Below are 18734 nucleotides of genomic sequence, written 5' to 3' on the forward strand. Positions count from 1 at the left end.
ACTCAATCGTTGGTGCGGTTGACCTGCAGCAGACGGATACGGCGGTTGTCGGAGCTCAGCACCTTGAAGCTGAAGCCTTCGAACTCAACACACTCATCCTTGTCCGGCAGGTGGCCGAAGTGTTGGGTCACGATACCGCCGATGGTATCGAACTCGTTATCGGGGAAGCCCACATCGAAGTATTCGTTGAAGTCTTCGATCGGGGTCAGCGCCTTGACGATATAGCCGTCATCATCGAACGCTTTGATGTTGCCTTCGTCGTCATCGGCGTCGTGTTCGTCCTCGATCTCGCCGACGATCTGCTCAAGCACATCTTCGATGGTGATCAGGCCTGCAATGCCGCCGTATTCGTCGACCACAATAGCCATGTGGTTGCGGGTGCCGCGGAACTCCTTCAGCAGCACGTTCAGGCGTTTGCTTTCGGGAATCATGGTGGCCTTGCGGATGCAGGCACTCAGGTCGAATTCATCGAGTCGGCTTTCTAGCAGGTAAGGCAGCAGGTCCTTGGCCAGCAGTATGCCGACGATCTCGTCAGGGTTCTCGCCGCAGACAGGAAAGCGGGAGTGAGCACTGGAGATGATCAGGGGCATGAAGTCGCGGGGTGACTGGTCGATGTGGACAACCGACATCTGTGAGCGCGGGATCATTACGTCGCGCACCTGCATGTCGGATACCTGCATGGCACCTTCGACGATGCTTACCGCATCCTGATCGAGGATGCCCTCTTCGCCAGCTTCATAAAGCACTTCCAGGACATCAGCCCGGGTCCGGGGTTCGTCTGAAAAGGCGTTGGTCAGCTTTTCCAACCAGCTTTTCGACGAGCTTCCCGATCGATCTTCGCTCATTTTATTCCTCTAGGGACGTTCAATTAGGTTCGGCATAAGGGTCTGCAATGCCTAGCCGTGCGAGCAGATCGCGCTCCAGCGCTTCCATCTCTTCGGCTTCGTCGTCATTTATATGATCGAAACCGAGCAGATGCAAGGTGCCGTGAATCACCATATGCGCCCAATGATCCTGGAGCGATTTTTCCTGCTCAACGGCTTCCTCAGCGACCACGTCGGCACAGATCGCCAGATCACCCAGCAGGTCCATGGGGATGCCGGGCGGCACGTCGAACGGGAAGGAGAGCACATTGGTGGGCTTGTCCTTGCCGCGGTACTCACGGTTCAAGGTCTGGCTCTCCTCAGGCGTGACGATGCGAATACAGATCTCACCGCGATCACGGCGTCCTTCGAGTGCCGTAGTCACCCAGCGTTCAACGCTCTCTGCGGATGGCAGGTCGGCGTTATCCACATCGATCTGCAGGTCGACGCTGTAGTTCATCCGTTATCGTCCTTACGGGCATTTTCCCGCTTTTCGAAGCTCTCGTATGCCTGAACGATGTGCTGTACCAGCGGATGGCGCACCACATCACGGGCGGAAAAGTGGGTAAAGCCGATGCCTTTAACGCCGTCGAGTACTTCGATGGCGTGCAGCAGGCCGGACTTGGTGCCCTTGGGCAGGTCGACCTGGGTAATATCACCGGTGATAACAGCGGTCGAACCAAAGCCAATACGGGTCAGGAACATCTTCATCTGTTCACGGGTGGTGTTCTGGCTTTCATCCAGAATCACGAAGGAGCCGTTCAGAGTGCGCCCGCGCATATAAGCCAGAGGAGCCACCTCGATCACGTTCTTCTCGATCAGTTTGGCAACCTTCTCAAAGCCGATCATCTCGTAGAGTGCGTCATACAGCGGGCGCAGGTAGGGGTCGACCTTCTGTGACAGGTCACCGGGCAGGAAGCCCAGTTTCTCGCCAGCTTCTACCGCCGGACGTACCAGCAGGATGCGGCTGACCTCGTCACGCTCCAGCGCTTCCACGGCGCAGGCCACGGCCAGGTAGGTCTTGCCGGTGCCGGCCGGACCGATGCCGAAGTTCACGTCGTGCTGATGGATGGAGCGCACGTACTTCTGCTGGTTTTCACCACGGGGGCGGATCAGCATTTTGCGGGTGCGGATGCTGACCTCTTTATCCTCTTTCAGCAGCTCGCTCTGCAGCTGCTCGATACCCGCCTGCTGCAGGTTCAGATGCACACGCTCCGGCGTGATCGTCTCGCCTTTAACGGCATCGGCGTAAAGTTGTTGCAGGATATCGGCCACGGCGCGGATCAGGTCCAGATCGCCGAGTAGCTGGAAAGCGCTGCCGCGATTGCGGATCTCGACGCCCAAGCGCTGCTCGATCAGTTTCAGGTGCTCGTCGAACTGTCCGCAAAGGTTGGCCAGCGCGTCCGGGTTTTCCGGCTCCAGGTGGAGCTTCATGGACGGCAGGGCGGGTGCGTTGTTGCTATCGGTCATAATAATCGCGTTGCCTGTATGGGTGCGTCTGGCTCAATCGAGCTCTGAAGATTCCAGTTCGCCCAGCAGTGAGTTGGCGTAGGCCTGGACGATCTTCACGTTGGCAAAGTGGCCGATCAGGTCCGGGTTGTCACAGCGGAAGTTGACCACACGGTTGTTTTCGGTGCGTCCAGATAGCTGGCCGGGGTCTTTCTTCGAGTAGCCGTTGACCAGGATGCGCTGGGTCGAATCGACCATGCGGCGGCTGATCTGCATCGCCTGGGCGGTGATGCGGTCCTGAAGAATCTTCAGGCGTGCCTTCTTGGTCTCTTCGGAGACATCATCCGGCAGATCCGCGGCCGGTGTACCCGGACGGCGGCTGTAGATAAAGCTGAATGAGGCGTCGAAGCCCACGTCGGCAATCAGGTTCATGGTCTGTTCGAAATCACGGTCGGTCTCGCCGGGGAAACCGATGATGAAGTCGGAGGAGAAGCTGATATCCGGGCGCAGCTTTTTGATACGGCGTAGCTTTGATTTGTACTCCAGCGCGGTATGGCCGCGTTTCATCGCCATCAGTACCTGGTCTGAACCGCTCTGTACCGGCAGGTGCAGGTGGCTGACCAGTTCGGGGACTTCGCCGTATACCTCGATCAGCGAATCACTGAACTCCACCGGGTGGCTGGTGGTGAAGCGGATGCGATCGATACCGTCGATGCTGGCGACGGTGCGGATCAGCTCTGCCAGGTCGGCCACATCACCATCGGAGGTAGCGCCACGATAGGCGTTGACGTTCTGTCCCAGCAGGTTGACCTCGCGTACGCCCTGTTCAGCCAACTCTACGCACTCGGCGATTACATCATCCAGCGGGCGGCTCACCTCTTCACCACGGGTGTAAGGGACAACGCAGAAAGTGCAGTACTTGCTGCAGCCTTCCATGACGGAAACGAACGCCTCGGCGCCTTCAACCTTGGGTGCCGGCAGATGGTCGAATTTCTCGATCTCGGGGAAGCTGACATCAACGATGCCCACTGAGCCGCCGCTTTGGCGTTCGTTGATCATATCCGGCAGGCGGTGCAGGGTCTGTGGGCCGAAAATCATGTCGACGTAGGGTGCGCGTTCAAGAATGGCAGAGCCTTCCTGGGAAGCTACGCAACCACCGACACCGATCACCAGATCGGGGCGTTCCTCTTTCAGCTTGCGCCAGCGGCCCAGCTGATGGAACACCTTCTCCTGAGCCTTTTCCCGGATAGAACAGGTATTCAGCAGCAGTACGTCGGCAGCGTCCTGATCATCGGTCAGTTCGAGCGCGTGGCTCTCGCCGAGAAGATCCGCCATGCGGGCCGAGTCGTATTCGTTCATCTGACAGCCATGTGTCTTGATAAACAGCTTTTTCGCCATGAATCACCTGTTACTTCGGGAGGGTATAGAATTAAGGACCGCACATTATACGTGAGAGCATAGCCGCAGACCAGAAATTGAACAGTGGAAACGGCCCGGGCGAGCCTTGTTTTCAGCCGCTATGACCCTATATTCGAGGCAGGATTTTAATTACGCAGGAGACACTTCAGGCCATGGCCAGTGAAGACCCTATTTACCGTGTTGCCTTTCTGAACCAGGACAAGGTTTACGAACTCTACGTGCGTCACGTCTATCCCAGTGATATGTGGGGATTTGTCGAGCTGGAAGGGTTTATTTTTGGTTCTCGCTCCGAGTTGCTGGTCGACCCGGGGGAAGAAAAGTTGAAGCAGCAGTTTGCTGATGTGAAACGGTCACTGGTGCCGATGCAGGCGATCATCCGTATCGATGAGGTGCGCCAGGAAGGCACCGCCAAGATCAGCGATGCCAAGGGGACGGTGACGGCCTTTCCGACCATCCCGCCCAAACTTTAGCAAGCGTTTACTGTGCGGCCAGGTTGTTCTGGCCGACGCCGACTCCACCACCGCAGGTGCCCAGTGCAGCAACGGCCGGAGATAGCTGGATCTGGTCCGCTTTGTAGTACTCAACTACGCCCTGGATGTCGATTACCTCGGCACCGTCGATACGGAAACAGGCGATCTTGTCGTTCTGCCATACCTTTTCCCAGCGCTTGTCGCCACTGCCTTCGCCCGGAGAAAACGGACCGGCAACACGCAGCCAGGCGTGGTCGCGACCGCTTTTCTTCGATTTGACCACTTCGCCAGCGTGGGTGTAAGCGGTGGTTTTAAACATCACGTATTCAAGGGTGTTTTTCGTGCCGTTACTGAAGTCGATATGAGCGGCAACGATTTTGTTTCTTGCCGGTGCTCCCGGATGCATACCGTTGATAACCAGAACAGGAAGCGGTTCGACCTTTTTCGGCGGCGGGGGCTGTTGAACGACCGGTTGCGGTTTTTCGGCACATGCGGCCAGCAGCAGTGCGCCAGCGACGGGAAGGGCGAAACGTACGGCGCTCCGGCGGGATCTGTTCTGTTGTTTCATTAACGGGCTCCGGGCCTTTGTGGTGTTAGTGTCTCGCCCAGATAACAGCTTTGCTGGGCGGGGGTGATATCCATATGCGTGTTGTATAAAACTTCAGTACCGGCTGCAAACATCCGTTTAAGAATGACCTGCTACTGGCCGGGCAGTAACAGGGTTTTTGATGGTTCTCCGGGTATTTCACGGGCCAGACGCGGGACGAGATAACCGGGCAGACATGCCTGAAGTTTCGCCACCAGTTGTTTGGCCTCGGCATCGCTGATATCGAAATGAGCGGCGCCCGCCACCGGATCGAGCACAAACAGATAGTAGGGTAGCACTCCGCACTCGAAAAGGGTTTCGCTGAGTGCTTTTTGAGTATCGACGCTTTCGTTGATTCCCCGCAGCAGAACCGCCTGGTTCAGCACCGTAATGCCGGCTCGGATAAGTCGCTTAATGGCGTCGCGGACGCTGTCGTCGATCTCCTGGGGGTGGTTGCAGTGCAGTACCAGCACCGGCTTCAACCGGGTGCCGGTCAATGCGTTGACCAACCCTTCGGTCACCCTGTCCGGAATCACGATCGGCAGCCTGGTATGCACCCGTAAGCGCTTCAGATGTGAACGCTGGGCCAGGTCGGCCACCATGCGCTTGAGTCTAGAGTCCGGTGTGACCAGCGGGTCGCCGCCGGAGAGAATGGCCTCTTCCAACTCTGGATGGGTATCGATATAAGTCAGTGCCTGTTGCCAGTGTTCGCCGCCGAGTTGGTTATCCTGGTAGGGAAAGTGGCGGCGGAAACAGTAACGGCAGTTGATGGCGCAGCCGCCGCTGCCGATCAGCAGTACCCGGTCGCGGTACTTGTGGACAACGCCGGGCATGGGGTTCGCGCCAAGCTCAGCCAGCGGATCGGCGCTGAAACCGCTCACCGGTATCATCTCCTGCTGTTGCGGTAGCACCTGCAGCAGAATTGGGTCCTCGGGGTCGCCTGGGCGGATTCGGGCTACCAGCTCTCTGGGTACGCGCAGTGCAAATTGCGCCAGGGCTGCTGCGTCGCCGAGCTGGACGGGAAGTGCCAGTTTTGCCAGCAATTCATTGGGGTCGGTAATAGCGTTGCGCAACGCGTGTTGCCAGGCATCGTGAGCGGGCCAGCAGGCGGTCATGTCGGAGTTCTTCAACGGGGGTGGATGTCAGTGCGCCATTCTGCCGAAGGAGCCGCCCGTGTATCAAGCAATCATCCGTGCATCCGGCTGTGCCAGTGGACTTGGCCAGAGGCTCCCCTGTACACTTTACCGCACTTTTTCTGCCGGCTTTTCCGGCACGTTTGCAAGTTTTCAAGCTTAATCCAAGCATAAAGCGGAACCATTCAATGGCTACATACTCCAGCAACCAGTTCAAAAACGGCCTTAAGGTGATGATCGAAGGCGATCCTTGCAGCATGGTCGATGTCGATTTCGTAAAACCGGGTAAGGGTCAGGCGTTTACCCGTGTGCGTCTGCGTAACCTGATGACCGGCCGTATCTGGGAACGGACATTCAAATCGAACGAATCGTTGGAAAGTGCCGATGTCATGGACCGTGACATGGAATACCTCTACAACGATGGCGAAATGTGGCACTTCATGGAGCCAAGCAGCTTCGAGCAGTTCGCCGCCGATGCGAACGCCGTGGGCGACGCTGGCAAGTGGCTGAAAGAGCAGGACAAGTGCATGGTCACCCTGTGGAACGACAACCCGATTGCCGTGACTCCGCCGAACTTCGTCGAGCTGGAAGTGGTTGAGACTGACCCGGGCCTCAAGGGTGATACCGCCCAGGGTGGCTCCAAGCCTGCGACGCTGAGCACTGGCGCTATCGTGCGTGTGCCGCTGTTCATTGAGCGCGGTGAAGTGCTCAAGATCGATACCCGTACCGGCGAATACGTCAGCCGCGCCTGATCGATCCGGCCGGCCCTGTATTGCGGGGCCGGCGTTCAAACCAGGGCGCTGGATGTTCATTAAATGAACATTAATTGCACTGCCGGGGATGGCATTGGCGTTTTTTTGTTGCTAGCATGTCCGTACGGATATCGATAGACGGAACAGGTCGCCCAACCTGCCCGTCACCCAAATATCGTTTCCGCATTCCAGCGAACGAGTCTCTCTCGAAAAGGCAAACCTGGCTCACCGGGTGCGCAAAGCTACGGGTTTAATCGGATTAGACCGCCGAGCTACCGAAAGAGAGATTCACCCCATCGCAGTTTGCTCATCATCTATGAGTTCCCCAATGTTAGCGATTCAAGACTGGCGTCCTGGTACGTCAATCGAGCGGCTCCGTGCCCGCGCCAAACTGCTGCGCCTTGTGCGCGAGTTTTTCTCCGACCGTGATGTTATGGAAGTGGATACACAGCTGCTTTCCCATTGCGCGGTCAGCGATCCCTTTATCGACTCCATCGAAGCCTCCTACCGGCCAGCGCCGGGTCAGGATGGACTATCGCTGTATCTGCAGACCTCACCCGAATACGCAATGAAGCGCCTATTGGCGGCGGGCAGTGGTGCGATCTACCAGCTTGGTAAGGTGTTCCGTAACGGCGAAAGTGGCAGCCGTCATAACCCGGAATTCACCATGCTGGAATGGTACCGGCCGGGCTGGGATGCACAGGCACTGATGGATGAAGTAGAGGCCTTGGTGGCCGAGGCGATACCCGGTTTCGTTGCACAGCGAATCAGTTATCGCGATCTGTTTCTACGTGAGCTTGGCGTGGATACGCATGTCGCAACATTGGACGAGCTGGCTGCGCTTTGCCGTCAGCATGTGGATGCGCCGTTTGCAGATGACGATCGGGACACCTGGCTTAACCTGCTGATGTCCGAAGTGATTGAACCACGGCTGCAGGCGCCGGTATTTGTGCACAGCTTCCCGGCGACCCAGGCGGCGCTGGCGCAGGTCGTAGAGGATGAGACCGGCACACCAGTGGCGACCCGGTTTGAGCTTTTCGTCCGCGGCATCGAGCTGGCGAACGGCTATCAGGAACTGACCGATGCACCGGAACAGGCGCGTCGCCTGGAGCTGGATCAGCAGAAACGCCATGCGCTCGGGTTGCCGGAGCGGCCGCTGGAGCATCGCCTGGTCAGCGCGCTGGAAGCGGGGATGCCAGACTGTGCCGGTGTGGCGCTGGGGTTTGATCGCCTGGCGATGCTGGCGCTGAATGCTGCGCGCATCGACGAGGTGATTCCGTTCAGCTTTGAGCGCGCCTGATGGCTCAGGTCGCGCTCAAGGCTTTAACGCTGAAGAGCTTGAACGCTTAAGCCGGCAAGGAGTTCAGCAAGGCGCGGCGGATTCGCTCCACCGCCTCTTCGAGCCGGGCTCTCGGGCAGCCGAAGTTCAAGCGCATATAGCGATCGTCACCAAAGTCCCGCCCCGGCGACATGCCGACACCGGCCTGCTCGAAAAAGTGGGCCGGGTTTTCCAACTTCGCGCCACTGACGTCGATCCAGGCCAGGTAGGTCGCCTCGATATTGTTCAGTTTCAAGCCGGGCAGGGCGTTGATCTGCTCGATCAGGTAATCGCGATTTTCGCGCAGGTAGTCCAGCTGGGCACGGTTCCACTCATCGCCATCGGCGTAGGCCGCCTGGGCTGCCGTGTAACCCATCAGGTTGACGTCCGGCACTATGCCCTTGCGGGCGCGCTGGAAGCGTCGCCTTAGTTGCGGCTCCTGGATTACCGCGAAGGAGCAGCCAAGCCCGGCGATGTTGTAGGTTTTGCTGGGCGCCATCAGCGTGATGGTGCGTGCGGCAATCTCGTCATTCAGTGAAGCCAGCGGGATATGAGTCAGGCCCGGCTCCAGTATCAGGTCACAGTGGATTTCGTCGGAGCAGACCAGCAGGTCATGGCGGATCAGAATCTCGGCCAGCTGCTCCAGCTCTTCACGGCGGTAAACGGTGCCGCCCGGGTTATGCGGGTTGCAGAACAGCAATAGCCGGGTCTGGGCGGTGATCGCCTGTTCCAGGGCATCAAAATCGATGCGCAGGCGGCCCTCGATATGAGCCATCGGCAGGGTGATCAGCTCCCGCTCGGAAAGCCTTGGCGCCGACATGAACGGGGGGTAGATCGGCTGTGGCGACATGACGGCTTCGCCCGGGCTGGCGGCTGTGCGGCAGGCCAGATGCAGACCGCACACCAGTCCTGGCAGCCAGACCAGATCATCGGCACTGACCGACCAGCTGTAGAGCCTTTGCAGCCGTTCGCACACCTGCTCGTTGAGCACGGCGGGGGTGTTGGTGTAGCCGAATACGCCGTGGTCGACGCGTTCATGCAGTGCCTCAAGCACGGCCGCAGGTGCCATGAAATCCGTATCGGCGACCCACATCGGTAGAATCTCCTGGTCACGGTACTTTTCCCACTTCTGACTTGCCGTATCGCGGCGGTCGATCAGGCGGTCGAAATCGGTCGGAGCCATGTTTCCCCTTCACTTAGCTGGTGAGCGTTGACCCAGGATCATCCTGGAAAAATGGTTTGTAGCAGCGGGTGTTAAAGCGGTGATTCAGGCGCTATATTAGCGCCGCATCCCCCTGCCATGGGCTGTATACTATAGCCCTGATCGTTATCGGACGCCCACGTCCAGGAATTCGGAGAACAGCATGAGTAGCCAGGATCGAGTCATAGTTTTTGATACCACTCTGCGTGACGGCGAACAGAGCCCGGGCGCATCGATGACCCGTGATGAAAAGCTACGCATTGCCCGGCAACTGGAGCGGATGCGTGTCGATGTGATTGAAGCAGGCTTTGCTATCGCCAGTGTCGGTGACTTCGAATCGGTACAGGCGATCGCCCGCACCATCAAGGACAGCACCGTCTGCTCACTGTCCCGAGCGCTGGATGGGGATATCGATCGCGCCGGTGAAGCGCTGCGTGAAGCCAACTCCGGTCGTATTCACACTTTTATCGCCACCTCGCCGATCCATATGAAGTACAAGCTGCAGATGGAGCCGGATCAGGTGGTCGAAAACGCCGTGCGTGCAGTCAAGCGCGCCCGTGGCCTGATCGACGATGTAGAGTTCTCGCTGGAAGATGCCAGCCGCTCCGAGATGGATTTCATGTGCCGCATCATCGAACAGGTGATCGACGCTGGCGCCCGCACCATCAATATCCCGGATACCGTCGGTTATGCGGTGCCGGAAGAGTTCGGCCAGCGCATCGGCGAACTGATTCAGCGTATTCCCAATGCCGACAAGGCGATCTTCTCCGTGCACTGCCATAACGACCTGGGTCTGGCCGTGGCTAACTCCCTGGCGGCGGTGAGTGCAGGTGCGCGTCAGGTGGAGTGCACCATCAACGGCCTGGGCGAGCGTGCCGGTAACGCGGCGCTGGAAGAGATCGTCATGGCGCTGCGCACCCGCAAGGATATGCTCGGTCTGGAAACCGCTATCGATACCACCCAGATCGTTCCTGCTTCGCGGCTGGTCTCCAGTGTGACCGGCTTCCCGGTGCAGCCAAACAAGGCGATCGTGGGCGCCAACGCCTTTGCGCATGAGTCCGGTATCCATCAGGATGGCGTGCTCAAGCATCGTGAAACCTACGAGATCATGACCGCCCAGGATGTGGGCTGGGGCACTAACCGCATGGTGCTGGGCAAACACTCCGGCCGTGCTGCGTTCCGCGCGCGTCTGGAAGAGCTGGGTACCACCTTTGCCACCGATGCTGAGCTCAACACCGCCTTTACCCGCTTCAAGGAGCTGGCGGATAAAAAACATGAGATCTTCGATGAAGACCTGATGGCGCTGGTCAGCGATGCGCGAGCCGAAGCCGCCAGCGAGAAGTATCGCCTCACCAGCCTCAGCGTTACCTCCCAGACCGGCGAGACCCCGGTGGCGAACATCAAGGTGATGATCGATGGTGAAGAGTACGCCGCAGAATCCGAAGGCAGCGGCCCGGTGGATGCGACCTTCAAGGCGATTGAGCAGGTGGCCAAGTCTGGCGCGAGCCTGTTGATCTACTCGGTAAACGCGGTGACCGAAGGCACTGATTCCCAGGGCGAAGTGACCGTGCGTCTCGAAAAGGGCGGCCGAATCGTCAATGGCCTGGGCGCCGATACCGATATCATCATTGCCTCAGGTAAAGCCTACCTGCATGCTTTGAATATGCTTGATGCCAATATCCAGAAAGCACATCCGCAGGTGTGAAGGTTAGTTGTTTGTGAGTTCGACCCAGCAGCAGAGATTTCAGCAGGAACAGCAGCGCCACGATTATCTGAGCGCCATCGGCATCACCAGTTGGCTGCCGCGCACCGAACTGCCGGGGGCGGCAACGTCTGCTGACTGGGTGGCTGGGTTCGTCCATGGCCAGGATGATGCCTGGGAAACGGATGATATCGATCTGGATCAGGCTCCTGCCGCCCAGAGCGCCCGGGAAGCGGTCGCGGCACTGGATACGGCCAAGCCTGCGCACCCCTCTGTTTCCGCAACAGAATCCGCGCCAGCGGCAGCGGTGGCAACGCCGGCCAACCAGGATGCGCGAGCTGCTGCCCGTGCGTCTCTGGAGCTTGAGCTTCCCTCCGACACAAAACCTGCCAGCAAGCCCAAGCCCGCAGCGGCTCAGCAGAGTCCTCAGCCCGATGAGGCGGCGGATAAGGTTAGTGTGGCGCCGCGCTCCGGTCCGCGTGTGGCGGCACCCCGGGTGAAGCTTGCGTTTATGCTGGCGGGTGATCTGCTGATTGTGGATAGCCTGCCGCCCGCCGGGCGTCAGGGCTTCGGTCGTCAGCACCAGCGCCTACTGCAGGGTATCCTCGCCTCGCTGGGGCAGAACGAAGCGGCCAGTGATGCCACGATTCTGTCCTGGCCGGTGTTGGCTGGCGCGTCCTTGAACCAGGGGCCGGATGAGTTGGCAAAGGCCGTAGCGCGCAAGCTGGAACATACCCTGGCGGTCAAACCGGTGAAACGGGCACTGCTGTTCGGCGAGAGTGCAGCACAGTGGCTGCTCGGGCGCGAAGAGGGACTGGATGCACTACGTGGCATCCGCTTTACCCTGCAGGCAGGTATCGCCTGCGTTGCCAGTCACAGTCTCAGTGAAGCATTACAGGTACCCGAAATGAAGGCGGATATCTGGCGTGATCTTCAGCCACTTTTGAGCAAAACGACTCATGGTTGAGCTGCGTCGGGCCAGTCTGGCTGACCTGGATACGATCCATAAACTGGATGACCGCAGCTTTCATGAGGCCTGGTCCGAAAAACAGTGGCACGGCATGCTGTCCAACCCCAAACGTTTCCGTTGCTGGTTGCAGGATCTGGATGGCCGGCCGCTGGGTTTCCTTCTTTTTGGCGTAGTGCTGGATGAGGCGGAGCTGCTGCGTATCGGTGTGGATCCGGCGCACCAGGGCGAGGGTCGGGCGACCGCCATGCTTGAGAGCGGACAGACCCTGCTGGAAGCGGAAGGGGTTGCTTCCTTTCACCTGGAGGTACGCGAATCCAACTCTGTGGCACAGCATCTCTATCACCGCTGCGGCTGGCAGCAGACGGGCCGCCGGCGCAACTATTACAACGATGAAGAGGGCAGCGAAGATGCGCTGCTTTTTAGCCGCTACCTGGATTGATCTGGGTCAGTGGTATTGACGGGCCACGCCAATCCAATGTCTTACACTAGACGTAACTCCCGTACTCCCGCACTGGAATTCGGTCAATGACCCCAAACGAAGGACTGGTGTCCGGAATCTGGCTGGGCATCTCCGCACTGATCTATATCGGCATTATGGCGTTCGCCCTCTGGCGACTGCCGTGGAATGTGCTTAAGCGCGAAAAGGGAATTCAGCACCTGCTGTTCGGTGCAGCGGTGGTGCTGATGTTGATGTGGACCCTGCGCGCCGGGTTGTCGCCAGGGCTGTCGATCCATTTCGTCGGCATGACTACGCTGACGCTGATGTTCGGTTGGGATCTGGCGATCTGCGCCGGTAGTGCGGCATTGATAGGCCTCACCCTGATAGGTCGGGAAGCCTGGCAGGATCTGCCGTTGAATGGGCTCTGCTGGGTCATCATACCCTCGCTGGTCAGTTTGGCGGTGCTGCGCATCGTCGAAGCGAAGCTGCCGCGTAACTTTTTCGTTTACCTGTTTCTCTGTGCCTTTCTCGGCGGCGGGCTTTCCGCCGCCGCCGGAGGCATGTCTATCGGTTCGCTGCTCTGGCTGGCCGATGTCTATCCCTGGAGCAAGATCTACCACGAATATGTGCGCTATCTGCCTTTGATCATGTTCCCGGAAGGTCTGCTTAACGGCATCATCATGACCGGTATGATGGTGTTTCACCCCGACTGGATCCGGACCTTTGACGCCCGCCGTTATATAGATGAACAGTGATTCTGTATTCTTCTTCGGCTAAAAACCGTTAACGTGCCTCGTAAAGTCCAGTGCTCTTACTTACATCCAGACAGTAGTGAGTACGTTTTATTGTTGAGCAAATTCTGGAATAAAGTTTAGCTCTGCACTGTTTATTTCCCTCTCCCGGTTATGGATACTCGATCTGAACTTACAGAGACGGCAGCTTGACTGCCGTTTTTTCAGGCTCTAATAATTAATCATAATTATTTATATTAATTGCCTGAATTCAGGAGCGCAGATGGCCGGACCTATCAAAAGACGACGCAAGCAGAAACTGTCCGACCTGATCGTTGATGAGGTGAAGGCGATGATCGTGGCGGAAAAACTGCTGCCGGGTGATCGCCTGCCGAGCGAGAAAGAGCTGATCGAAGAGTTCGGCTGTTCCAAGGGAACGGTGCGGGAGGCGCAGAAGGCGCTGGAGGTCGAGGGGCTGATCTGGACCCGCCCGGGTCCTGGCGGCGGTGCCTGGCTTTCGGAGGTGGGCACAGAGCCTGCCAGCAAGGCGCTGCGCAACTACCTCTACTTCAAGCACCTGTCGGCGGAACAGGTGTACCAGATGCGCAAGCTGATCGAGGTTGAGCTGGCCGTGTCGGTGGTGGGGCATCTCAAGGAGCGGGAGTTCGAACTGCTGGATGAATATATCCGCGCCTGCAGCGAACCGCCGGTTTCCGAAGAGGAGCAGCGCGAGCAGCGCATCGCCGAGCTGGAGTTTCACAACGTACTGGCGGATGCCTGCCCGAACCCGGTGCTCGGATTTATCGGTCGCTTTCTCAACGAAACCCTGCGCGATCTGGTGGTGCTGAAAAAGTCCTACCAGATTGATGCCTACGAATTCACCCGCTCAAACGTGGATTACCACGTGGAGCTGGTAACGGCCTACCGCAATGCGGATGAGGCTACTGTGCGTCGCCTGATGGGCGAACACATGTGCGAAGCCGAAGAGCACTTTGTCGCGCTTGACGGCCAGATCTCCCGAAAGATGTAACACCGATAACAATCAGATCCTGCCCACAGGATCGCCAGTGCCCAACCTCAAAGCGAAAAATAACAACACATTAAAAGCCCGAAAAAGAGGTAAACAGAATGCAAGTGACAACATGGAAAAAGCTTCTATCGGTAGCCGTACTTTCAGCTACGACAGCGGTTTGCTCAGCTGAGGAAGTCACCATTTACGGCGTGAAATCCCTCTCGGGTTCCTTCGCCAGCTACGGCAAGTTCGCCGATATGGGATCTAAGCTGGCGGTCGAGGAATACGGCGACCTGCTCGGTAGCCCGGTGAAGTACGAAGCGATCGACACCGAAGGTAACGCCGGCAAGGCGGTGCGCAAGGTGCAGGAAGCGATCAGCCAGGACGGGGCTCTGTTCTTTAACGGCGCGACTCTCTCCTCCACCGCGCTGGCGATCGGTAAAGAGGTTGATAAGGCAGGTGGTGTCTTCATGACTCCGGCCGGTGCCGACGAGCTGACCGGTACCGACTGCAACATGGCGACCTTCCGTTGGTCAGTACCCACTTACGGTGCGATTCACGAAACCGTTGAGCCGCTGATCAAGGCGCATCCGGAGTGGAAACGCTGGTACACCATCACGCCGCAATACGTTTTCGGCGAAGCGCTGCTGAGTAACGCCGAAGCGGTGTTCGAGGCGGAAGGGATCGAGCATGTGGGTAACAGCTACCACTCGCTGCAGGAACAGGAGTTCTCCGGCTACTTGACCAACGCCATGGCGGCCAAGCCCGATGTCCTGCTGCTGCTCAACTTCGGCGGTCAGTCCAGCAACGCGCTGCGCCAGGCGGTTAACTTCGGCCTGAAAAACGAGATGAAGATCCTGGTGGCCTGGTCTTCCGGTCTGGATCAGCTGCAGGAGCTGGGCCCGGATGTGGCCGAGGGTGTCTACTTCGGTGCTCAGTACTGGCACACAGTGGAGACACCGATGAACAACGAACTGGTGAAGAGCGTTCGTGAAGCCTACGACATGGCGCCGAACTACCCGATGGCCGCTGATTACATCGGCACCAAGGTAATTCTCGATGCGATCGCCAAGGCGGGCAGCACCGATGGTGCAGCCGTGGCCAAGGCGCTGGAAGGCACCGTCTACCAGGGCCCGACCGGTGAAGAAACCGTACGTGCGGCGGATCACCAGGTGCTGAAAGACTACTACCTGCTGGAAGGCAAGGCGGCATCCGAGATGCAGGACGAAGACGACTTTGCCGAGATCATCAGCTCCGGCGAGTCCTTCCCGGATGAATCCTCACTGGATTGCACACGTAGCTAAGCCGCTTACCGCGCCCGGCCCCGGCCGGGCGCGACTACCTTCTCTGTTGCAGGAGCAAACCCGATGAGTCTGTATCTCTTTCAGGCGCTGAACGGCATCGGGCTGGGGATGATCTACTTTCTGATCTCGGTCGGTCTGACGATTATCTTCGGCTTGTTGAACTTCGTGAACTTTGCCCACGGTGCCTATTACCTGCTGGGGTCGTACCTTTGCTTTACGCTGGTCTCACTGACCGGAAATTTCTGGCTGGCGCTGGTCGTAGCGCCGGTGGCCGTGGCGATGCTGGCCTGGGTAACGGAAAAGACGCTGATCCGTCGTGCCTACCACCTGCCGCATACGTTCCACATCCTGATTACGCTGGGGATCGCTCTGATTATCCAGGAGCTGAGCATCGCTGTCTGGGGGCCGATCGGTAAAACCGTCGCGGTGCCCGAAGCGCTGAGTGGCGTGTTCCGCATGGGCGACTTCTTCTATCCCAAGTACCGCCTGTTCGTGATTCTGTTTACCGCGGTGATCGCGGTGGGCCTGTGGCTGCTGCTCGAGCGCACCCGCTTCGGCGCCCTGGTGCGGGCCGGTAGTGAAGACGCCGAAACCGTGTCGCTGCTGGGTACCCATATTCACAAGCTGTTCGCACTGACCTTCGCGCTGGGGGTGGGTCTTGCTGGTCTTGCCGGTGTGCTGGCGGCGCCGATCCGAGGCGTGCATCCGTTTATCGGACCGGAGGTGCTCGGTCTTGCCTTCGTTGTCGTGGTGATCGGCGGTATGGGCTCCTTCAGCGGTGCGCTGGTGGGCGGTCTGCTGGTCGGTCTGGTGCAGAGCATGATGACCACCATCTGGCCCCAGGGTGCGAGCCTGATGATCTATGGCGCCATGGCGGTGGTGATTCTGCTGAGACCTTACGGTCTGTTCGGGAGGGCGTAATGAATACATCCAAGAAACAAGCCTCCATCTTCAGTGGCGTTACCCTGGCGGCCCTCGCTGCCGTGGTGCTGATGCCGCTGCTGCTGCCATCGGCAACGCTGGCAACCGAAATCCTGATCTTCGCCCTGGCGGCCCTGGGCTGTAACCTGCTGCTGGGTTACACCGGCCTGCTGTCTTTCGGTCAGGCGATCTTCTTTGGCGGTGGCGCCTATGTGGCCTCGCTGACCATGATCCATCTCGGTTTTGGTCTTCTCGGTGCGCTGTTCGCAGCGATGATTGCCGGTGCTGCGCTGGCGGCACTGGTGGGTCTGCTGGCGATCCGTCGTACCGGTATCTACTTCGTCATGCTGACGCTGGCGTTTACACAGATGGCGTACTTCCTGGCGTATACGCTGAGTGACTGGACCGGCGGTGATAACGGTCTGCTGGATGTACCGCGTCCGCCGCTGACGCTGTTCGGCTTTGAAATATCGGATTTGACCTCAAGCTACGCCTTCTACACCTTCGTGGCTGTGATGTTCATGCTGATCTTCGTGTTTGCCCGCCGTGTGATCCATTCACCCTTTGGCACCACGCTGGTGGCGATTCGCGAGAACGAAGGCCGCGCCTCGGCGGTAGGTTTCTCCACCAACCACTTCAAGCTGCTGGCGTTCGTTATTTCGGGCGGTATCACCGGTATTGCCGGTGCGCTCTACGCCATGCTGCTTAACTTCGCGCCGCTCTCCAACATTGAGCTGCTGATGTCCGAGAACATCCTGATCATGACGATCATCGGTGGCACCGGTTCGCTGCTGGGCTCGCTGCTGGGGGCAGGTTCCATCGTCATGCTCGGCGATCTGCTCTCTTCGGTCTGGCCGCGCTGGATGATCATCCTGGGTATCGCCCTGATCGCGGTGGTGCTGTTCATGCCGTCCGGTCTCTGGGGAGGCGTTGAGTCGCTGATCAAACGCTGGAAAGAGCGCCGTAGCGGTGCCTCTGAAAAAGCGGCTAAAGAAGCGGAGGCGAAGTGATGAGCGATTACATTCTCGAAACCGAACAGCTTGGCCTGCGTTACGGCGCCTTTGCCGCGCTGGGTAGCGTGGATCTGAAGATCCGTCGCGGCACCATCCATACCGTGATCGGCCCCAACGGTGCGGGCAAGACGACCCTGTTTCACTGCCTCACCGGTGAGCGTCGTCCCTCCAGCGGCAAGATCCGTTTTGATGGCAAGGACCTGACGCGCCAGCCGGCGCACAAGCGGGTTTCCTCCGGCATGTCGCGCTCGTTCCAGATCACCAGTTTGTTCCAGAACCTGAGCGTGCGCGAGAACCTGCGTCTTGCCGCCCAGGGGCGTGATGGGCTGGGAGCTTTGGCGTTTTGGTACTCCGACACGCATAGATCCAAGCACCTGGAGAAAGCCGATGAGGTACTGGATCGGATCAAGCTGACGCACTTGGCGAATACCGATGCGGGGGATCTCTCTCACGGTCAGCAGCGGGTACTCGAAGTGGGTATGTCGCTGTGCAGCGATCCCGAGCTGCTGCTGCTCGACGAGCCGACCTCCGGCATGGGCGTGGACGATATTCCGGTGATGACGAAGCTGATCTCCGAGCTCGGCAAGGACCACACCGTGATGCTGATCGAGCACAACATGAAGCTGGTGATGTCGATCTCGGATCGTATCACCGTCATGCACCAGGGCAACATCCTGATCGAGGGTGAGCCTGAAGAGGTGCGCGGCGATGAGCGGGTCAAGAAAGCCTATCTGGGGGAGAGCGGATCATGAAGCTCGAAATCAACAGGATTCATTCCTACTACGGCAAAAGCCATGTGCTGGAAGGTGTATCCCTTGAGGTTAACCCGGGGGAGCTGGTCACGCTGCTGGGGCGGAACGGCGCCGGCAAGACCACCACGCTGCGCAGTATCGCCGGCATCGTGCGCCCGGCCGAGGGCTCCATCGTTTTTGATGGCGAAGAGCTGATCGGCAAAGAGGTGTTCGAGATAGCCCGCCGCGGCGTATCGCTGGTGCCCGAGCATCGCGGCATCTTCGGCCTGCTCAGCGTCGAAGAGAACCTGGCTATCGCCGTGCGTGCCAGCAGCCGCTGGAGCCTCAGCGATGTGTACGAAATGTTCCCGCGCCTTTATGAGCGCCGCAAAAACGGCGGCAACGCGCTCTCCGGTGGTGAACAGCAGATGCTGGCCATCGCCCGGGCGCTGGTGAACGACCCCAAACTGCTGCTGCTGGATGAGCCCACCGAGGGGCTGGCGCCGGTGATCGTCGACGAGATCGTGCGCATTCTCGGCAAAATCCGCGAGGCCGGCGTATCGGTACTGCTGGTGGAACAGAACCTGGCGGTGTGTGAAAAGCTGGCCGATCGGCATTACGTCATCGAACAGGGCCAGGTGGTCTATAGCGGCACCGGCGAGCAGTTCCGTCAGGAGCAGGCGGTCAAGGACCGCTACCTGGCGGTTTAACGCGACAAAC

20 protein-coding genes and 1 riboswitch are annotated in these 18734 nt (G+C 58.8%); of the genes, 13 read left to right on the forward strand and 7 right to left on the reverse strand.

Features of this window, described 5'->3' with window-relative positions; all coding sequences use genetic code 11:
* Positions 1–2 precede the first annotated feature (2 nt).
* Genes CLV83_RS08615 through miaB form a run of 4 tightly spaced genes read right to left on the reverse strand, consistent with a single transcriptional unit; the run spans position 3 to position 3710 of the window.
* Positions 3–845: an HlyC/CorC family transporter gene (locus CLV83_RS08615; RefSeq protein ID WP_132290560.1), complete on the reverse strand. Its 843-nt coding sequence runs from the start codon at positions 843–845 to the stop codon at positions 3–5.
* Between the two features lie 19 nt (positions 846–864).
* Complete coding sequence (gene ybeY, locus CLV83_RS08620; RefSeq protein ID WP_132290563.1) at positions 865–1323, reverse strand: rRNA maturation RNase YbeY; 459 nt, start codon at positions 1321–1323, stop codon at positions 865–867.
* Positions 1320–2333 carry a PhoH family protein gene (locus tag CLV83_RS08625; RefSeq protein ID WP_165900269.1) on the reverse strand — a complete coding sequence of 338 codons (1014 nt, stop codon included), beginning with the start codon at positions 2331–2333 and terminating at the stop codon, positions 1320–1322. Before CLV83_RS08625 ends, ybeY begins: the two co-directional genes overlap by 4 nt.
* Before the next feature lie 33 nt (positions 2334–2366).
* Entirely contained in the window at positions 2367–3710 is a 1344-nt protein-coding gene (gene miaB / locus CLV83_RS08630; protein ID WP_132290566.1) for a tRNA (N6-isopentenyl adenosine(37)-C2)-methylthiotransferase MiaB, read from the reverse strand.
* Between the two features lie 173 nt (positions 3711–3883).
* On the opposite strand from miaB, the gene CLV83_RS08635 reads away from it, so the two are divergent.
* Positions 3884–4201, forward strand: a complete 318-nt coding sequence (locus CLV83_RS08635) for a DUF1820 family protein (protein WP_132290569.1) — start codon at positions 3884–3886, stop codon at positions 4199–4201.
* Positions 4202–4208: 7 nt separating this feature from the next.
* Here the strand turns inward: CLV83_RS08635 and CLV83_RS08640 are convergent, their stop codons facing one another.
* Positions 4209–4769, reverse strand: coding sequence for a hypothetical protein (locus tag CLV83_RS08640; protein WP_132290572.1), 561 nt, complete (start codon positions 4767–4769; stop codon positions 4209–4211).
* A 131-nt stretch (positions 4770–4900) separates the two neighbouring features.
* On the reverse strand, positions 4901–5902 hold the full coding sequence (epmB, locus tag CLV83_RS08645; protein WP_132290575.1) for an EF-P beta-lysylation protein EpmB: 1002 nt from the start codon (positions 5900–5902) through the stop codon (positions 4901–4903).
* A 206-nt stretch (positions 5903–6108) separates the two neighbouring features.
* Here epmB and efp point away from each other — a divergent pair, with 206 nt between their 5' ends.
* Both efp and epmA read left to right on the forward strand, forming a co-directional pair.
* The gene (gene efp, locus CLV83_RS08650; protein ID WP_132290578.1) at positions 6109–6672 is read left to right on the forward strand and encodes an elongation factor P; all 564 of its coding nucleotides are present in this window, start codon (positions 6109–6111) and stop codon (positions 6670–6672) included.
* Positions 6673–6875: 203 nt separating this feature from the next.
* Positions 6876–6952: riboswitch (cyclic di-GMP riboswitch) on the forward strand.
* Between the two features lie 48 nt (positions 6953–7000).
* Entirely contained in the window at positions 7001–7972 is a 972-nt protein-coding gene (gene epmA, locus CLV83_RS08655; RefSeq protein WP_132290581.1) for an EF-P lysine aminoacylase EpmA, read from the forward strand.
* A 46-nt stretch (positions 7973–8018) separates the two neighbouring features.
* Here the strand turns inward: epmA and CLV83_RS08660 are convergent, their stop codons facing one another.
* Positions 8019–9173, reverse strand: a complete 1155-nt coding sequence (locus CLV83_RS08660) for a MalY/PatB family protein (RefSeq protein ID WP_132290584.1) — start codon at positions 9171–9173, stop codon at positions 8019–8021.
* 181 nt (positions 9174–9354) lie between these two features.
* Between CLV83_RS08660 and CLV83_RS08665 the strand changes: the two genes are divergently transcribed.
* The 10 genes from CLV83_RS08665 to CLV83_RS08710 all read left to right on the forward strand — a co-directional run bounded on the left by CLV83_RS08665 (position 9355) and on the right by CLV83_RS08710 (position 18724).
* Complete coding sequence (locus CLV83_RS08665) at positions 9355–10896, forward strand: 2-isopropylmalate synthase (protein WP_132290587.1); 1542 nt, start codon at positions 9355–9357, stop codon at positions 10894–10896.
* A 13-nt stretch (positions 10897–10909) separates the two neighbouring features.
* Positions 10910–11860, forward strand: coding sequence for a uracil-DNA glycosylase family protein (locus CLV83_RS08670; RefSeq protein WP_132290590.1), 951 nt, complete (start codon positions 10910–10912; stop codon positions 11858–11860).
* Positions 11853–12302: a ribosomal protein S18-alanine N-acetyltransferase gene (gene rimI / locus CLV83_RS08675; protein ID WP_132290593.1), complete on the forward strand. Its 450-nt coding sequence runs from the start codon at positions 11853–11855 to the stop codon at positions 12300–12302. The genes CLV83_RS08670 and rimI overlap by 8 nt, the downstream gene beginning before the upstream one ends.
* Positions 12303–12388: 86 nt before the next feature.
* On the forward strand, positions 12389–13057 hold the full coding sequence (locus tag CLV83_RS08680; RefSeq protein WP_132290596.1) for an energy-coupling factor ABC transporter permease: 669 nt from the start codon (positions 12389–12391) through the stop codon (positions 13055–13057).
* Positions 13058–13316: 259 nt separating this feature from the next.
* Positions 13317–14063: a FadR/GntR family transcriptional regulator gene (locus CLV83_RS08685; RefSeq protein WP_132290599.1), complete on the forward strand. Its 747-nt coding sequence runs from the start codon at positions 13317–13319 to the stop codon at positions 14061–14063.
* 98 nt (positions 14064–14161) lie between these two features.
* Positions 14162–15349 carry an ABC transporter substrate-binding protein gene (locus CLV83_RS08690; protein WP_132290602.1) on the forward strand — a complete coding sequence of 396 codons (1188 nt, stop codon included), beginning with the start codon at positions 14162–14164 and terminating at the stop codon, positions 15347–15349.
* 63 nt (positions 15350–15412) lie between these two features.
* Positions 15413–16270 (forward strand): branched-chain amino acid ABC transporter permease, encoded by an 858-nt coding sequence (locus CLV83_RS08695; RefSeq protein ID WP_104003802.1) that lies wholly within the window; start codon positions 15413–15415, stop codon positions 16268–16270.
* On the forward strand, positions 16270–17280 hold the full coding sequence (locus CLV83_RS08700) for a branched-chain amino acid ABC transporter permease (protein WP_132290605.1): 1011 nt from the start codon (positions 16270–16272) through the stop codon (positions 17278–17280). The genes CLV83_RS08695 and CLV83_RS08700 overlap by 1 nt, the downstream gene beginning before the upstream one ends.
* Entirely contained in the window at positions 17280–18035 is a 756-nt protein-coding gene (locus CLV83_RS08705; protein ID WP_132290608.1) for an ABC transporter ATP-binding protein, read from the forward strand. Before CLV83_RS08700 ends, CLV83_RS08705 begins: the two co-directional genes overlap by 1 nt.
* Complete coding sequence (locus tag CLV83_RS08710; RefSeq protein WP_104003799.1) at positions 18032–18724, forward strand: ABC transporter ATP-binding protein; 693 nt, start codon at positions 18032–18034, stop codon at positions 18722–18724. The genes CLV83_RS08705 and CLV83_RS08710 overlap by 4 nt, the downstream gene beginning before the upstream one ends.
* Positions 18725–18734: the final 10 nt, after the last annotated feature.

Source organism: Marinobacterium mangrovicola (assembly GCF_004339595.1).
Classification (GTDB): Bacteria; Pseudomonadota; Gammaproteobacteria; order Pseudomonadales; family Balneatricaceae; genus Marinobacterium_D; species Marinobacterium_D mangrovicola.

What these genes read in the sequence shown, in the direction of transcription:
- CLV83_RS08615 (WP_132290560.1), bottom strand. Translation starts at nt 845, where the DNA reads ATGAGCGAAGATCGATCGGGAAGCTCGTCGAAAAGCTGGTTGGAAAAG.
- ybeY (WP_132290563.1), bottom strand. Translation starts at nt 1,323, where the DNA reads ATGAACTACAGCGTCGACCTGCAGATCGATGTGGATAACGCCGACCTG.
- CLV83_RS08625 (WP_165900269.1), bottom strand. Translation starts at nt 2,333, where the DNA reads ATGACCGATAGCAACAACGCACCCGCCCTGCCGTCCATGAAGCTCCAC.
- miaB (WP_132290566.1), bottom strand. Translation starts at nt 3,710, where the DNA reads ATGGCGAAAAAGCTGTTTATCAAGACACATGGCTGTCAGATGAACGAA.
- CLV83_RS08635 (WP_132290569.1), top strand. Translation starts at nt 3,884, where the DNA reads ATGGCCAGTGAAGACCCTATTTACCGTGTTGCCTTTCTGAACCAGGAC.
- CLV83_RS08640 (WP_132290572.1), bottom strand. Translation starts at nt 4,769, where the DNA reads ATGAAACAACAGAACAGATCCCGCCGGAGCGCCGTACGTTTCGCCCTT.
- epmB (WP_132290575.1), bottom strand. Translation starts at nt 5,902, where the DNA reads ATGACCGCCTGCTGGCCCGCTCACGATGCCTGGCAACACGCGTTGCGC.
- efp (WP_132290578.1), top strand. Translation starts at nt 6,109, where the DNA reads ATGGCTACATACTCCAGCAACCAGTTCAAAAACGGCCTTAAGGTGATG.
- epmA (WP_132290581.1), top strand. Translation starts at nt 7,001, where the DNA reads ATGTTAGCGATTCAAGACTGGCGTCCTGGTACGTCAATCGAGCGGCTC.
- CLV83_RS08660 (WP_132290584.1), bottom strand. Translation starts at nt 9,173, where the DNA reads ATGGCTCCGACCGATTTCGACCGCCTGATCGACCGCCGCGATACGGCA.
- CLV83_RS08665 (WP_132290587.1), top strand. Translation starts at nt 9,355, where the DNA reads ATGAGTAGCCAGGATCGAGTCATAGTTTTTGATACCACTCTGCGTGAC.
- rimI (WP_132290593.1), top strand. Translation starts at nt 11,853, where the DNA reads ATGGTTGAGCTGCGTCGGGCCAGTCTGGCTGACCTGGATACGATCCAT.
- CLV83_RS08680 (WP_132290596.1), top strand. Translation starts at nt 12,389, where the DNA reads ATGACCCCAAACGAAGGACTGGTGTCCGGAATCTGGCTGGGCATCTCC.
- CLV83_RS08685 (WP_132290599.1), top strand. Translation starts at nt 13,317, where the DNA reads ATGGCCGGACCTATCAAAAGACGACGCAAGCAGAAACTGTCCGACCTG.
- CLV83_RS08690 (WP_132290602.1), top strand. Translation starts at nt 14,162, where the DNA reads ATGCAAGTGACAACATGGAAAAAGCTTCTATCGGTAGCCGTACTTTCA.
- CLV83_RS08695 (WP_104003802.1), top strand. Translation starts at nt 15,413, where the DNA reads ATGAGTCTGTATCTCTTTCAGGCGCTGAACGGCATCGGGCTGGGGATG.
- CLV83_RS08700 (WP_132290605.1), top strand. Translation starts at nt 16,270, where the DNA reads ATGAATACATCCAAGAAACAAGCCTCCATCTTCAGTGGCGTTACCCTG.
- CLV83_RS08705 (WP_132290608.1), top strand. Translation starts at nt 17,280, where the DNA reads ATGAGCGATTACATTCTCGAAACCGAACAGCTTGGCCTGCGTTACGGC.
- CLV83_RS08710 (WP_104003799.1), top strand. Translation starts at nt 18,032, where the DNA reads ATGAAGCTCGAAATCAACAGGATTCATTCCTACTACGGCAAAAGCCAT.